The organism is Burkholderia sp. KL41 (assembly GCF_057005415.2).
The window spans coordinates 3,235,531-3,249,594 of record NZ_CM174447.1 but is presented as its reverse complement, the minus strand read 5'-3'; the positions used below and the strand labels follow the sequence as shown (position 1 = coordinate 3,249,594).

Genomic DNA, 14,064 nt, shown 5'->3' with positions numbered 1-14,064 from the left:
CATCAGTTGCCCATCGCCTCCTTCGCACTGACCCAGCCCTGCACCGCCCCTGCATGCGGGTTGCGATACCGCACCTTCAGCCACTGGAAATCGGCGCTCGCGTCGATCACCTCCACCGTGTCGCCCGCGACGACATAGCGGCGCGTGGGCGCATCGGTCATCGCATCGTGCAGCGGCAGGCGAGCCGGGCGCACCTTGAACGTGATGGAGCCGCCGCCATAGGCGTCGGGGCGGCGCGCGACACGCTTGCCTTGCGCGTCGTAGGTCAGCAGCATCGACGACGGGCCGTTGTCGGTGTCGAGCAGGTCGCGCAGGTCGTCCGGTATCGCTTCGCTCGACTGGTACAGGTACATCCTGCCGCTGCCGTCGAAGCGATACGCATCGGTGTACCAGGTCGGGCCGCCGCGGCACGAGCTGTACAGCGTGCGCTCCTTCGGCTTCGCCTGCACGTTGACCAGCCCGTCGCAATTGCCGTGCGGCATGTCGCTCGCCGGCATCCGTAACGGCTCGAACCGCTGGCGAGCGGTGTCGTACAGGTAGATGCCGTAGCCATCGTTCACCATGCCGAGCGTCGCGTGCATCGCGAGATCGCGGTGGCCGTCGAAGTTGTAGTCGTCCGACGCGAGGTGATAGCGGCCTTCCTCGTCGGCGGCGGTCACGTCGAGCGTCTGCGTCTTGCCGCTCGGCAGGAAGCGCACGGTAATGTGCTCGCTGTCCGCCCGTTCGACGCGGGCCGTGACGGTGTCGTCGACCTTGAACGTGAGCGGCGGTTTGGCCGCCTGCGCGGCGGGCGCGATCGATGCGCAGGCAACGAACAGCATGGAGCCATGGAGCAGCGAACGCAGTCGTGAAGGGCGCGTCATGGTCGGATCAGGCATGAAGGGCGTGAATGAGGATGGAAGCGGCCGGCCCGGACTTCCGTTTGCCGCCAATGTACCGGCATCCGGCGCTTTCCGCGAGCGGGGCCGGCATGGCCGGACATTGCCGGGTAGTCGCGATACCGGTACCTTTGCTTGCCTTGTTCGGGGCCGGCGCGATTGCAAGAATGTCCGTTCCATTCCTGCTTGCTGGTGAGGTGACGATGACGATATTCAAGCCCGGTTTCGCCCTTTGCGTGGCGATGCTCGCTGCCGGTACGGCACGGGCGGGCGATTTCTCGATCGAAAGCGCGGAGCTTGCCGGCGGCGCGTTTGGTCGCGCGCAGGTATCGGACAGCTTCGGCTGTCACGGTCAAAACATTTCGCCGTCCATACGGTGGAGCGGTGTTCCGGAAGGCACGCAAAGCTACCTGCTGACGATGTTCGATGCCGACGCACCGACGGGCTCCGGATTCTGGCACTGGGTCGTCGCCGACATACCGGCGTCGGCGCATGGCATCGCGCCCGGTTCGGGCAATGACGTTGCCGGACTGCCGGCGGGCGCCGTCCCGATGAAGAACGACACCGGCCATGTCGGCTATCTTGGCCCGTGCCCGCCGCAGGGCGACACCCATCGCTACGTCATTACGCTGACCGCGCTCAAGGTGGCGAAGCTGCCGGTCGAACGTGACGCGACGCCTGCGGTCGTCGGCTATACCGCTCACTACCAGGCCCTCGCGAAAGCGACGATGACGGTGCGGTTGAGCCGTTAACCGCGCGTGCTGTCGTCCTGAAACCCGCTTTTCCCCACGAAGATCTCCTTCAGCGCGGCGCGCAGCGTGACCGGATCGTACTGGCCGGGCGCGAGATGGATCACGTAACGCGCCTGGCCGTCGAGTCGCGCGGCGATGCCGGGTTCGATCTCGATGTCGATCGTGTCGTCCGTCAGCCTCACCGACAGATCCTTGACGCGCCAGGTGATCTGGTCGCGCACCATCACTTCGATCAGCGTGTCGTCCGGAAAGCGCGACAACGCGAAGCAATAGTCCTGCTCGGCGTCGTGACAGTAGATGTTGGCGAAGCTTTCGTCGTCGTCGAGGTCGGACGTCGCCGCGCCGACGGTAGCGTGAAGTTCCATGAACGGGTTCCTGCGTAAGGGTGGTAGGGGTTATCGGTTCGAATGAAGGGCCGTTCCGATCGCTGCCGCCGCGCCGGGCGTCGCGCCGGTGTCGCACGACGCAGCGGCATCGCGCGCCTTCAGCCACAGCCCGAATTCGCGCATGACCTCGACGACGGGCCGCAGCCGGTCGCCGTCGGCGGTCAGGTCGTACTCGACCCGCACCGGCACTTCCGGATAGACGGTGCGCCGCACGAGCCCGGCGTCCTCGAGTGCGCGCAGGTCGAGCGTCAGCATGCGCTGGGAGATGCCGGGCATGTCGCGGCGCAGGTCGCTGAAGCGTCGCGGCCCGTCGAGCAGATACGACACCAGCAGCAACCGCCAGCGGCCGCCGAGCAGGCGCATCGCTTCTTCAACGGAACATCCGGTCGCACTCGTTTTCATCGTGCTGAATCCTGGTCGGTAAATTTTTTGTGACTACGGCACAAACGACTGCCGTCTTCCCGGCGATGCGCCGATGCGAGATATTAGCGCCCGCGTCGCGGCGAATCGATACATGGACAACCCACGAAGGAAACGCATGAAGCTCTATCACGCTCCCGGAAGCTGTTCGCAGGCCATCTGCATCGTGCTGCGCGAAGGCGGCATCGACGCGGAGGTCATCAAGGTCGACGCACGCAAGCACGTCGTTGAAGACGGGCGCAATTACTACGATGTGACCGAACTCGGCTACGTGCCGCTGCTCGAACTCGACGACGGCACGCTGCTGCGCGAAGGCCCGGTGATCGCGCAGTATCTCGCGGATCTGCGCCCGGAAGCCGCGCTCGCGCCCGAGTACGGCACGCTCGCGCGCTACCGGCTGATGGAATGGCTCAATTTTCTCGGCACCGAGATCCACAAGGGGTTCATTCCGCTGCTGTATGCGGTACAGGCGGGGAAATACGTCGATCCGGCGAGAACGAAGCTCGACAGCCGTTTTGCATGGATCGACCGCCAGCTCGACGGCAACGCATACTTGACCGGCGACACGTTCACCGTTGCCGATGCCTACCTGTTCGCGCTGACCGGCTGGGGCAAGGCCGACTGGATGCGGTCGGTGTACAACGCGGATATCGACCTGACCCGGTATGCGCATCTGCGTGCGTGGTACGAGCGGGTGCGTGCGCGGCCGGCGGTGCGCGCCGTGCTGGAGGCCGACGCGCTGGCGCGGTAGCGCGCGATGGGGGCGATGGGCGCGGCTACGGCGCGTCGTTCCGCCGTATCGATGCGCCGCCACACTGCAAAACCCCGCGCTATAATCGCCCGCATGAAATTCCTCCGGACCGTCATCCTGCTGCTGCTCTGCGCGGTGCTGCCCATCAGCGGGCTGGCAGCCAGCGGCCTGGCCGGGGAATGCCCGATGATGCAGCAGGGCATGTCGATGTCGACGGACATGGACGCCGGCATGTCCGCCGACATGCCGGGCTGCGATTCGATGCAGTCGTCGTCCACCGGCAAGGCCCACGCGAAAGCGAAGGGCCTGTCCTGCAAGCTGACGGCGCAATGCCAGTTCGGCAGTCTCTATCATCCGGCCGCTCGCGCCGAAGTCAGTCGTCCCGCTGCATTCGCCAGCATCGTTGCTTTCCACTACGCACAAATTCTCCCGGTCCGCGATCCGAACGGGTTGTGGCGCCCTCCACGCATCAGCTGATCCCGATCCGATAGGTTCGCCGCATTCGCGGTGAGGTTCGTCCTGTGCGCAGGACGTGGAATCCCCATGGGGTTCCGCCGTTGGGGTTAAACCATGTCATTCCATCCCGGCACGCCGCTTGCGCGGCGTGCGCGCCGGCGCGCGCCCATGCTTTGGGCGGCGCTGCTGGTTGCGGGCGCGGCTCACGCGCAGCAACCGTCTTTTACGCTGGACGCCGCGCTGCAGTCCGCCACCGATCATTCCGCGTCGATGCAGGCCGCCCAGGCGTCGGTGCGCGCGAGCTCGGAGGCGGCCGTGAAGGCCGGCCAGCTGCCCGACCGGATGCTCAAGGCCGGCATCGACAACCTGCCGGTCAATGGCGGCCAGCGCTTCACCGTCGGCCAGGACTTCATGACGATGCGCCGCATCGGCATCGAGCAGGAGTGGGTGTCCGGCGACAAGCGGCGCCTGCGTTCGGCACTGGCCAACGAGCAGGTCGGGCGCGAGCGCGCCGGTTATCTCGCGCAGCTCGCGAGCGTACGCCAGCAAACTGCAACGGCGTGGCTGAACGCCGTCTACGCGAAGCAGGCGCTCGCGCTTCAGCAGGCGCTGCTCGATCACATGAACCATGAATTCGACGCGACGAAGGCGTCGTATCGCGGCGCGAAGGCGAGTGCGGCCGATGTCGTCCAGGCGCGGGCCATGCTCGCGCAGACGCAGGATCAATGGCTGAAAGCGCGGCAGGTCTACCAGACCGCGCTCATCGCGTTGTCGCGCTGGACCGCCGTGCCGGCGTCGGACGTCACGGGCACGCCGCCCGCGCCGGAATCGTTCGTGTCGTCGTTGCCGCCGGACGAGCTGCGCGTATCGCAGCCGGCGCTGATCACGGCCGCCGACGATATCGCCGTCGCCGAAGCCGATACCGCCGTCGCGAACAGCGAACGCCGCCCGAACTGGACGTGGGAGATTGCGTACCAGCAGCGCGGCGGCGCGTATTCGAACATGGTGTCCGTCGGCGTCACGATTCCGTTGCCGCTCAATCGCAGGAACCGCCAGAACCGCGATGTTGCCGAGAAGGCCGAACTGGCGACGAAGGCGCGCCTGATGTACGAGGACACGCTGCGCCAGGTGCAGGCCGATATCCGCACGCAGTCCGAAACGCTCGCGAGCGGCCGCGAACGCATCGCGAACCTGAGTGCATCGCTGTTGCCCGCCGCCGACCAGCGCGTGCAGCTGGCCAATGCCGCCTACCGGGCGGGCACGGGTTCACTCGCCGATACGTTCGCCGCGCGGCGCGCGCAACTCGACGCGCAGTTGCAGGTGCTCGATCTCAGGCGCGACGTGTCGCAGACCTGGGCGCAGCTCGAATATCAGGTCGTGCCGTCGACGATGGCCGCCGCGCAGTGAAGGAGAACCTCATGAAAAAGCAATCACTGGCGCGCGCGGTGCTGCTCACGTTTGCCGCCGCGGCGCTGCTCGGCGCCGGTTACGTCGCGGGCATGCACGATGCGGCGGGCGGCGCATCGATCGCATCGTCCGTAGCGCCCGGCGCCGCACCGTCCGGCAACACCGACCCGAACACGGGCCGCAAGGTGCTGTACTGGCACGACCCGATGGTGCCGAACCAGCATTTCGACAAACCGGGCAAGTCGCCATTCATGGACATGCAGTTGCAGCCTGTCTATGCGGACGAGGGCGGCGGCGCGTCCGGTATCCGGATCGATCCGGGCCTGCAGCAGAATCTCGGCATCCGTTATGCGACGGTAAGACGCCAGCAGACGGCAGCCGGATTCGACGCGGTGGGCACCACGCAGTTCGACGAATCGCGCGCGGAGGTCGTCCAGTCGCGCGTCACCGGCTACATCGATCGCCTTTATGCGCGCGCACCGATGCAGCGCATCGCGAAGGGCGCGCCGGTCGCATCGTTGTTCGTGCCTGACTGGCTCGCGCCGCAGGAGGAATACCTCGCACTCAAGCGCGGCGGGACGGACGGCAGCCTGCTCGACGCATCGCGCGCGCGGATGCGCGCGCTGTCGATTCCCGACGGGATGATCGCGAGCCTCGATCGCACCGGCCGCGCGCAGACGCACGTCGTGCTGAGCGCGCCGGAAACCGGCGTCGTCAGCGAGCTGAACGTGCGGGACGGCGCGATGGTCGTGCCCGGACAGACGCTGGCGAAGATTGCGGGGCTGTCGACGCTGTGGCTCATCGTCGAGGTGCCGGAAGCGCTCGCGCTGAACGTGCAGCCGGGGATGCCGGTCGATGCGACGTTCGCGGGCGACCCGGCGCGGCGTTTCACCGGACGCATCCGCGAAGTGCTGCCCGGCATCAGCACGAGCAGCCGCACGCTGCAGGCGCGCGTGGAGATCGACAACGCCGCGCTGAAGCTCACGCCCGGCATGCTGATGCGCGTGCGGGTCGCCGGGAAGACGAGCGTGTCGCGCCTGCTCGTGCCGTCCGAAGCGGTGATCGCGACGGGCAAGCGCACGATCGTCATCGTGAAGAACGGCGACGGCCGGCTCCAGCCGGTGCAGGTGACGACCGGCGATGACATCGGCGGCGACACGGAAGTGCTCGGCGGGTTGAACGAAGGCGATACGGTCGTTGCATCGGGGCAGTTCCTGATCGATTCGGAGGCGAGCCTGAAGAGCGTGCTGCCGCGGCTGCGGAGCGACACCGGCGCAAGCGGGGCGGCGGTGACTTCCGAGCCGGCGCCGAAAGCGGCGGCGCCGATCTACGAAACCACCGGCAAGGTCGAACAGGTCACGGCAGACGACATCACGTTCTCGCATCAACCCGTGCCGGCGCTCGGCTGGGGCGCGATGACGATGACGTTCGGCAAGCCGTCGGCCGCCGCGTTCCCCGGCGTGAAGCCGGGCCAGACGGTGCGTTTCGCGTTCACGCAGACCGACGACGGTTATCGCCTGACGAAGGTCGAACCGCAGGGAGGCGAACGATGATCGCGCGCATCATTCGCTGGTCGGTCCACAACCGCTTCCTCGTGCTGCTCGCCACCGTGCTGATCGCCGCATGGGGCGTCCACTCCCTCGGGCAGACGCCGCTCGACGCGTTGCCCGACCTGTCGGACACGCAGGTGATCGTCAAGGCGTCGTATCCGGGCAAGGCGCCGCAGATCGTCGAGGACCAGGTGACCTATCCGTTGACGACCACGCTGCTCGGCGTGCCCGGTGCGAAAACCGTCCGCGCGTACTCGTCGTTCGGCGACGCGTTCGTCTACGTGCTGTTCGACGACCGCACCGATCCGTACTGGGCGCGCTCGCGCGTGCTCGAATACCTGAGCCAGGTGCAGAGCCGGCTACCGGCCGGCGCGACGGTGGCGCTCGGGCCGGATGCGACCGGCGTCGGCTGGGTGTACGAGTACGCGCTCGTCGATCGCACCGGCCGTCACGATCCCGGGCAACTGCGCGCGCTCAACGACTGGTTCCTGAAGTTCGAGCTGAAGGCCGTGCCGGACGTCTCGGAAGTCGCGAGCATCGGCGGCATGGTGCGGCAGTACCAGGTCGTGCTCGATCCGGACAGGCTGCGCGCCTACGGCATCACCCAGGCGGAAATCGCGAACGCGCTCGGCAACGCGAACCAGGCGTCCGGCGGCTCGGTCGTCGAGCTGGCCGAGTCGGAGTACATGGTGCGCTCGACCGGCTACCTGCGCACGCTCGACGATTTCCGGCACGTGGTGCTGCGCACGAACGACGCCGGCACGCCGGTGCTGCTCGGCGACGTCGCGCGCATCCAGGTCGGCCCCGCGATGCGGCGCGGGATCGCCGAGCTGAACGGGCAGGGCGAGGTGACGGGGGGCGTCGTCGTGATGCGCTCGGGCAAGAACGCGCTCACGACGATCGACGCGGTGAAGGCGAAGCTGGCCGACCTGAAGCGTTCGCTGCCGCCCGGCGTCGAGATCGTCACGACCTACGATCGCTCGCAACTGATCGAGCGCGCGGTGGGCAACCTGAAGGACAAGCTGATCGAGGAATTCGTCATCGTCGGCATCGTCTGCGCGGTGTTCCTGTTCCATCTGCGCAGCGCGTTCGTCGCGATCCTGTCGCTGCCGCTCGGCGTGCTGGCCGCGTTCATCGTGATGCGCTACCAGGGCGTCAACGCGAACCTGATGTCGCTCGGCGGGATCGCGATCGCGATCGGCGTGATGATCGACGCGGCGATCGTGATGATCGAGAACGCGCACAAGCATCTCGAGGCGTACGACCACGCGCATCCCGGCGAACCGGTCACGGCCGCGCGACGATGGGAACTCGTCGCGACGTCGGCCGCGGAGGTCGGGCCCGCGCTGTTCTTCTCGCTGCTGATCATCACGTTGTCGTTCATCCCGGTGTTTTCGCTGGAAGGGCAGGAAGGCAAGCTGTTCGCGCCGCTGGCGTTCACGAAGACCTACACGATCGCCGCCGCCGCCGGGCTGTCGGTGACGCTGGTGCCGGTGCTGATGGGCTATCTCGTGCGCGGCCGCATTCCGCACGAGCACGCGAACCCGATCAACCGCGTGCTGATCCGCGTGTACCGGCCGCTGCTCGAAGCGACGCTCAGGCGGCCGTGGGTCGCGATCGGCGTCGCGGTCGTCGCGCTCGGACTGACGGCCGTACCGTTGTCGCGGCTCGGCGGCGAATTCATGCCGCCGCTCGACGAAGGCGACCTGCTGTACATGCCGACCGCGCTGCCGGGCATCTCCGCCGACAAGGCGAGCGAGCTGCTGCAGCAGACCGACCGGCTGATCAAGACCGTGCCCGAGGTCGACACGGTGTTCGGCAAGTCGGGCCGCGCCGATACCGCGACCGATCCCGCGCCGCTCGAGATGTTCGAAACGACGATCCGGTTCAAGCCGCGCAGCGCATGGCGGCCCGGCATGACGCCGGAGAAGCTCGTCGACGAACTCGACCGCGCGGTGAAGGTGCCGGGCCTGTCGAACGTGTGGGTGCCGCCGATCCGCAACCGGCTCGACATGCTGTCCACTGGCATCAAGACGCCGGTCGGCGTGAAGATTTCCGGGCCGGACCTGGCCGGGATCGACGCGATCGCGCAGCAGGTCGAGGCCGCGGTGAAGCGCGTGCCGGGCGTGACGTCCGCGCTTGCGGAACGGCTGAACGGCGGCCGCTATATCGACGTCGATATCGACCGGCTTGCCGCCGCGCGCTACGGATTGTCGGTGGCCGACATCCAGTCGGTGGTGTCGTCGGCGGTCGGCGGCGACGATGTCGGCGAAGTGATCGCGGGCCGCGAGCGCTTCCCGATCAACCTCCGCTACCCGCGCGAGGTGCGCGATTCGGTCGAGAACCTGCGGCAACTGCCGGTCGTCACCGCGCGCGGCGCGCAGATCCGCCTCGGCGATGTCGCGCGCATCGCGATCGCCGACGGGCCGCCGATGATCCGCAGCGAGAACGCGCGACTCTCCGGCTACGTGTACGTCGACATTCGCGACACCGATCTGCGGAGCGCCGTGCGCGCGATGCAGCAGGCCGTCGCGCAACAGGTCGCGTTGCCGCCCGGCTATTCGATCGCGTGGTCGGGGCAGTTCGAGTATCTCGAACGCGCGGCGGCCAGGCTGCGCACCGTCGTGCCGGTCACGCTCGTGGTGATCTTCGTGCTGCTGTTTCTCACGTTCGGCTCGGCGGCCGATGCGCTGCTGCTGATGTCGACGGTGCCGTTCGCGCTGGTCGGCGGCTTCTGGCTCGTGTGGGTGCTCGGCCATGCGGTGTCCGTCGCGACGTCGGTGGGTTTCATCGCGCTCGCGGGCGTGGCCGCCGAATTCGGCGTCGTGATGCTGCTGTACCTGAAGGGCGCGCTGCAGCGCCGGCTCGATGCCGGCGAACCGCTGACCGACGCGCTGCTGCTCGACGCGATCCGCGAAGGCGCGGTGCTGCGCGTGCGGCCGAAGGCGATGACGGTCGCCGTCGTGCTCGCCGGCCTCGTGCCGATCATGGTCGGGCACGGTGCCGGTTCCGAAGTGATGCAGCGCATCGCCGCGCCGATGGTCGGCGGCATGGTCACGGCGCCGCTGCTGTCGATGTTCGTCATTCCCGCCGCCTGGCTCCTGCTGCAGCGCCGTCATGCGCGAAGCACGGGCCACGTGCGGCATTCCGATGCAGTACCTCACGGCACGAACGTGCCATCCATCCCAACCGGAGAATCACGATGAAGAAGTGGATCACTGTCACCACCACCGCAGCCGTTCTCGCGACCGGCGCTTTCACCGCGCCGGCCTTCGCCGCCGGCGACATGGCCGGCATGGACATGTCGGGCATGAAGATGTCGTCGGGCGGTGCGGCCGAGTCGAACGCCGCGCTGACCGATGCCGAAGTGAAGAAGGTCGATGCCGCGAGCGGCAGGATCACGCTGAAGCACGGCGCGCTCGACAACGTCGGGATGCCGCCGATGACGATGGCGTTCAAGGCGAAGGACGCGGCGATGCTCGAGCACGCGCATGCGGGCGACAAGGTCAAGGTGCGGATCGAGAAGGTCGACGGCACGCTGACGATCGTCAAGCTCGTGAAGGCGTCCTGACCTGACGGCACGCCGGTGCCTCGCCCGCCCGTGAACCGGGGCGGCGGCCGCACCGGCGCCGCGCATGTCGGACCGGATGCGGCTCGCGCGGCGGCGTTCGACGATGCGCGGCGGGTCGGGTGCAGCCCAGTTATGCCAATTCGGCAGGGGATGGACACCTTTATTTCAACAATTCTTGAAATATGGAAATGAAGGCGCTATCCTTCGCGCCATGGACTCCAATCTCGTCGTGCGCGCCCTGGGCGCGCTTGCTCATGAAGCGCGCCTGGCCATCTTTCGCGCGCTGGTCGTCGCCGGGCCGCAAGGGCTGCCGGCCGGTGCGATCGCCCAGCAGATCGGGCTGTCGCCATCGAGCCTGTCGTTCCATCTGAAGGATTTGTCGCATGCGGAGCTGGTCACCGCGCGTCAGGACGGCCGGTTCATCTATTACGCGGCGAACTTCGAATCGATGAGCGGCCTCATCGGGTTCCTGACCGAAAACTGCTGCGCCGGCGCTGCGTGCGGCGTGCCGGCGGCGCCGGCCTGCTGCGGGGATCGCACATGAGCGGCTCGCACGCGGCCCCGTCGCAAGCCGCGGCGGCCAGGCCCGCCATCGGATCATTCGAGCGCTACCTGACCGTCTGGGTGGCGCTGTGCATCGTGCTCGGCATCGCGCTGGGCCTGGCACTGCCGGGGCTCTTTCAGCGCATCGGCCGCCTGGAATACGCTCAGGTCAACCTGCCCGTCGGGCTGTTGATCTGGGTGATGATCGTGCCGATGCTCGTCAAGGTCGACTTCGGCGCGTTGCATGAGGTTCGCCAGCACGTGCGGGGGATCGGCGTCACGCTCGTCGTGAACTGGCTCGTCAAGCCGTTTTCGATGGCCTTGCTCGGCTGGCTGTTCATCCGGCAGCTGTTCGCGCCGATGCTGCCGGCCGACCAGATCGACAGTTATATCGCCGGCCTGATCCTGCTGGCCGCCGCGCCGTGCACGGCGATGGTGTTCGTGTGGAGCCGGCTGACCGGCGGCGATCCGCTGTTCACGCTGTCGCAGGTCGCGCTGAACGACAGCATCATGGTGATCGCTTTCGCGCCGCTGGTCGGCCTGCTGCTGGGGATGTCCGCCATCACGGTGCCATGGGCGACGCTGCTCACGTCGGTCGTGCTCTATATCGTCATCCCGGTGATCCTCGCGCAAGCGTGGCGCAGGCTGCTGCTCGCCAGGGGGCAGGCGGCGTTCGACCGCGCGATGGCGAAGGTCGGCCCCTGGTCCATCGCCGCGCTGCTGGCCACGCTGGTGCTGCTGTTCGCGTTCCAGGGCGAGGCGATCCTGAAGCAGCCGCTGGTGATCGCGCTGCTCGCGGTGCCGATCCTGATCCAGGTGTTCTTCAACGCAGCGCTCGCCTATGGGCTCAATCGCGCCGTCGGCGAGAAACACAGCATCGCGTGCCCGTCGGCGCTGATCGGCGCGTCCAACTTTTTCGAGCTGGCCGTGGCGGCAGCCATCAGCCTGTTCGGCTTCCACTCGGGCGCGGCGCTCGCGACCGTCGTCGGCGTGCTCATCGAGGTGCCGGTCATGCTGCTCGTCGTGCGCGTCGTCAACCGTTCGAAGGGCTGGTACGAGCGCGCGTGAAATCAATCAGGATTCCGGAAATGACCGACATCACGATCTATCACAACCCCGATTGCGGCACGTCGCGCAACACGCTGGCGATGATACGCAACAGCGGCGTCGAACCACGTGTCGTGCTGTACCTCGACACGCCGCCCGGGGAAGATGAATTGCGCGCGCTGATCGCGGCGATGGGCATCCCCGTTCGCGACGTGCTGCGTCGCAAGGGCACACCGTATGACGCGCTCGATCTCGACAATCCGAAATGGAGCGACGACGATCTGATCGGCTTCATGGTCGCGCATCCGCTCCTGATCAATCGCCCGATCGTCGTCACCCCGCTCGGCACGCGGCTGTGCCGCCCGTCCGAACAGGTGCTCGATATCCTGCCCGATCCGCAGAACGGGCCGTTTGCAAAGGAAGACGGCGAAATCGTGATCGATGCGGAGGGCAAGCGTGTCTGACCGCCTGAACGATCTGCCGCAACTCGACGCCGCGCTCTTTCGCGTGCCGGATGCGAGCCTGCTGCAACCCGCGCGCCCGTCGACGCATCCGCCACGCATCGTGCTGCTCTACGGTTCGTTGCGCGCGCGTTCGTTCAGCCGGCTGCTGGTCGAGGAGGCGGCGCGGCTGCTGACGGCCATGGGCGCCGATGTCAGGATCTTCAATCCGGCCGGATTGCCGTTGCCCGACGATGCACCCGAGCATCACCCGAAGGTGGCGGAGTTGCGCGAGCTCGTGCAATGGTCGGAGGGCATGGTGTGGTGCTCCCCCGAGCGGCACGGCGCGATGACCGGCGTGATGAAAGCGCAGATCGACTGGATTCCGCTGTCGGTCGGCGCGGTACGGCCGACGCAGGGAAAGACGCTGGCGGTCATGCAGGTCAGCGGCGGATCGCAATCGTTCAACGCGGTCAACCAGATGCGGGTGCTCGGGCGCTGGATGCGCATGCTGACCATTCCGAACCAGTCGTCCGTCGCGAAGGCGTTCATGGAGTTCGGCGACGACGACAGGATGAAGCCGTCCGCGTATTTCGACCGGGTCGTCGACGTCATGGAGGAACTGGTCAAGTTCACGCTGCTCACGCGCGACGTCGGCGCGTACCTGACGGACCGGTACAGCGAGCGCAAGGAAAGCGCAGAACAACTGTCGCAGCGTGTGAACCAGGCACGCATCTGACCCGCTCGCGGGCACGCGGCGCGGCGGTGCATCGTTCGCACCGGAGCAGCGTGCCCGTGCCGGGTGAGCCCGGTTACCGGGCCAGCGTCAGGAACAGATAGGCTGCGTAACCCGCGCCGTTCGCCAGCAACGCCCAGATCGCGAGCCCGCGCGTGCGCGCATTGACGCGCAGCCATGCGGCCGCCGCGAGCGTGACGATCACGCCGGTCAGCACTTCGAGGCGCGGCTCCCATGGCGTCAGCATGATGCCGATCGCCGGCAGCAGCGTGCCCTGGAACACCATCGCGCCGGTGATGTTGCCGAACGCGAGCGTGTCCTTTCCGCGGCGGATCCACAGCACGCTGTTGACCTTCTCGGGCAACTCCGTCGCGATCGGCACGATGATCAGCGACAGCAGCAATGCCGAGACGCCGAGCACGTGCGACACGCCTTCCACGCCGTGAATGAAACCCTTCGCCCCGCCGACCAGCAGCGCGACGCCGATGAGCAGCTGCAGCGCGATGGTCGCCAGGTTGGTCGGCAAGCCCAGGCGCGACAGGAACATCTTGTGCGGCGCCTCGGTGCCATGCCCGGCATCGACGAGCTGGTTCGACGCACGGAACGTCATCACGACATACATCACGTAGATCCCGACCAGCATCGCGGCGAGCAGCGCGCGCACGGCGCTGTTGTGATGCGGGACGAACATCGCGGCGGTGGCCAGCGAGAACGCGGCGAGGAAGTAGTTCAGGTCGCGCACGAAACCCGTCCGTTCGGGCGCGATCGTGCCGCGCGGCCCGCGCGAGCGGATCACCGCGAGCGTCATCAGGAACGTGGTGAGCGTGGCGAGCATCAGCGGCGCGCCGAGAATCGCGCCGACACCGATCTCCTCGTTCACGGCCGGGTTTGCCGTGCCGCCGGCGAGCGCGAGCAGCGGCACCATCGTTTCGGGCAGCGCGGTGCCGACGGCGGCGAACAGTGAACCGGTGACGCCTTCGGAAATCTTCAGGCGTTCGCCGAGATGTTCGAGCGCATTGGTGAAGACCTCGGCGGCGACGAGGATGACGATCAGCATGACCGCCAGTTCGACGAACATGAACGTCATGCGGCACCTCCGCAGGCATGCGTGCGGATAGCGGCGAAAC

At 67.3% G+C, this 14,064-nt stretch carries 15 protein-coding genes; 11 read left to right on the top strand and 4 right to left on the bottom strand.

What is annotated here, in order from left to right:
* Positions 1-2: 2 nt before the first annotated feature.
* Entirely contained in the window at positions 3-863 is an 861-nt protein-coding gene (locus PQB87_RS31970; protein WP_489243277.1) for an XAC2610-related protein, read from the bottom strand.
* A gap of 32 nt (positions 864-895) precedes the next feature.
* Between PQB87_RS31970 and PQB87_RS31965 the strand changes: the two genes are divergently transcribed.
* The gene (locus PQB87_RS31965) at positions 896-1,630 is read left to right on the top strand and encodes a YbhB/YbcL family Raf kinase inhibitor-like protein (protein ID WP_502291558.1); all 735 of its coding nucleotides are present in this window, start codon (positions 896-898) and stop codon (positions 1,628-1,630) included.
* On the opposite strand, the gene PQB87_RS31960 is transcribed toward PQB87_RS31965, so the two are convergent.
* Together PQB87_RS31960 and PQB87_RS31955 are read right to left on the bottom strand one after the other, a co-directional pair.
* A complete protein-coding gene (locus PQB87_RS31960; protein ID WP_175830103.1) occupies positions 1,627-1,995 on the bottom strand; it encodes a hypothetical protein in 369 nt (122 codons plus the stop codon). The genes PQB87_RS31965 and PQB87_RS31960 overlap by 4 nt on opposite strands.
* 30 nt (positions 1,996-2,025) lie before the next feature.
* Positions 2,026-2,418, bottom strand: coding sequence for a winged helix-turn-helix transcriptional regulator (locus PQB87_RS31955; protein ID WP_027789847.1), 393 nt, complete (start codon positions 2,416-2,418; stop codon positions 2,026-2,028).
* 136 nt (positions 2,419-2,554) lie between these two features.
* On the opposite strand from PQB87_RS31955, the gene PQB87_RS31950 reads away from it, so the two are divergent.
* The 10 genes from PQB87_RS31950 to arsH all read left to right on the top strand — a co-directional run bounded on the left by PQB87_RS31950 (position 2,555) and on the right by arsH (position 12,940).
* On the top strand, positions 2,555-3,187 hold the full coding sequence (locus PQB87_RS31950) for a glutathione binding-like protein (RefSeq protein WP_489243275.1): 633 nt from the start codon (positions 2,555-2,557) through the stop codon (positions 3,185-3,187).
* Positions 3,188-3,280: 93 nt separating this feature from the next.
* Positions 3,281-3,664, top strand: coding sequence for a hypothetical protein (locus PQB87_RS31945; RefSeq protein WP_027789845.1), 384 nt, complete (start codon positions 3,281-3,283; stop codon positions 3,662-3,664).
* A gap of 93 nt (positions 3,665-3,757) precedes the next feature.
* Positions 3,758-5,050 (top strand): TolC family protein, encoded by a 1,293-nt coding sequence (locus PQB87_RS31940; protein WP_489243274.1) that lies wholly within the window; start codon positions 3,758-3,760, stop codon positions 5,048-5,050.
* Between the two features lie 11 nt (positions 5,051-5,061).
* Positions 5,062-6,603, top strand: a complete 1,542-nt coding sequence (locus PQB87_RS31935) for an efflux RND transporter periplasmic adaptor subunit (protein WP_489243273.1) — start codon at positions 5,062-5,064, stop codon at positions 6,601-6,603.
* Entirely contained in the window at positions 6,600-9,806 is a 3,207-nt protein-coding gene (locus PQB87_RS31930) for an efflux RND transporter permease subunit (RefSeq protein WP_489243272.1), read from the top strand. The genes PQB87_RS31935 and PQB87_RS31930 overlap by 4 nt, the downstream gene beginning before the upstream one ends.
* A complete protein-coding gene (locus tag PQB87_RS31925) occupies positions 9,803-10,171 on the top strand; it encodes a copper-binding protein (RefSeq protein ID WP_059688612.1) in 369 nt (122 codons plus the stop codon). Before PQB87_RS31930 ends, PQB87_RS31925 begins: the two co-directional genes overlap by 4 nt.
* A 211-nt stretch (positions 10,172-10,382) precedes the next feature.
* Positions 10,383-10,715, top strand: coding sequence for an ArsR/SmtB family transcription factor (locus PQB87_RS31920; RefSeq protein WP_042975389.1), 333 nt, complete (start codon positions 10,383-10,385; stop codon positions 10,713-10,715).
* Positions 10,712-11,782, top strand: a complete 1,071-nt coding sequence (gene arsB, locus PQB87_RS31915) for an ACR3 family arsenite efflux transporter (RefSeq protein WP_489243271.1) — start codon at positions 10,712-10,714, stop codon at positions 11,780-11,782. Before PQB87_RS31920 ends, arsB begins: the two co-directional genes overlap by 4 nt.
* A gap of 20 nt (positions 11,783-11,802) precedes the next feature.
* Entirely contained in the window at positions 11,803-12,225 is a 423-nt protein-coding gene (gene arsC, locus PQB87_RS31910) for an arsenate reductase (glutaredoxin) (RefSeq protein ID WP_111942830.1), read from the top strand.
* Positions 12,203-12,940: an arsenical resistance protein ArsH gene (arsH, locus tag PQB87_RS31905; RefSeq protein ID WP_081057066.1), complete on the top strand. Its 738-nt coding sequence runs from the start codon at positions 12,203-12,205 to the stop codon at positions 12,938-12,940. Before arsC ends, arsH begins: the two co-directional genes overlap by 23 nt.
* Positions 12,941-13,013: 73 nt before the next feature.
* Here the strand turns inward: arsH and PQB87_RS31900 are convergent, their stop codons facing one another.
* On the bottom strand, positions 13,014-14,024 hold the full coding sequence (locus PQB87_RS31900; protein WP_489243270.1) for a sodium:calcium antiporter: 1,011 nt from the start codon (positions 14,022-14,024) through the stop codon (positions 13,014-13,016).
* Positions 14,025-14,064 lie beyond the last annotated feature (40 nt).

Coding starts and splice junctions, on each gene's coding strand:
- PQB87_RS31970 (WP_489243277.1), bottom strand. CDS start 863: ATGACGCGCCCTTCACGACTGCGTTCGCTGCTCCATGGCTCCATGCTG.
- PQB87_RS31965 (WP_502291558.1), top strand. CDS start 896: ATGGAAGCGGCCGGCCCGGACTTCCGTTTGCCGCCAATGTACCGGCAT.
- PQB87_RS31960 (WP_175830103.1), bottom strand. CDS start 1,995: ATGGAACTTCACGCTACCGTCGGCGCGGCGACGTCCGACCTCGACGAC.
- PQB87_RS31955 (WP_027789847.1), bottom strand. CDS start 2,418: ATGAAAACGAGTGCGACCGGATGTTCCGTTGAAGAAGCGATGCGCCTG.
- PQB87_RS31950 (WP_489243275.1), top strand. CDS start 2,555: ATGAAGCTCTATCACGCTCCCGGAAGCTGTTCGCAGGCCATCTGCATC.
- PQB87_RS31945 (WP_027789845.1), top strand. CDS start 3,281: ATGAAATTCCTCCGGACCGTCATCCTGCTGCTGCTCTGCGCGGTGCTG.
- PQB87_RS31940 (WP_489243274.1), top strand. CDS start 3,758: ATGTCATTCCATCCCGGCACGCCGCTTGCGCGGCGTGCGCGCCGGCGC.
- PQB87_RS31935 (WP_489243273.1), top strand. CDS start 5,062: ATGAAAAAGCAATCACTGGCGCGCGCGGTGCTGCTCACGTTTGCCGCC.
- PQB87_RS31930 (WP_489243272.1), top strand. CDS start 6,600: ATGATCGCGCGCATCATTCGCTGGTCGGTCCACAACCGCTTCCTCGTG.
- PQB87_RS31925 (WP_059688612.1), top strand. CDS start 9,803: ATGAAGAAGTGGATCACTGTCACCACCACCGCAGCCGTTCTCGCGACC.
- PQB87_RS31920 (WP_042975389.1), top strand. CDS start 10,383: ATGGACTCCAATCTCGTCGTGCGCGCCCTGGGCGCGCTTGCTCATGAA.
- arsB (WP_489243271.1), top strand. CDS start 10,712: ATGAGCGGCTCGCACGCGGCCCCGTCGCAAGCCGCGGCGGCCAGGCCC.
- arsC (WP_111942830.1), top strand. CDS start 11,803: ATGACCGACATCACGATCTATCACAACCCCGATTGCGGCACGTCGCGC.
- arsH (WP_081057066.1), top strand. CDS start 12,203: ATGCGGAGGGCAAGCGTGTCTGACCGCCTGAACGATCTGCCGCAACTC.
- PQB87_RS31900 (WP_489243270.1), bottom strand. CDS start 14,024: ATGACGTTCATGTTCGTCGAACTGGCGGTCATGCTGATCGTCATCCTC.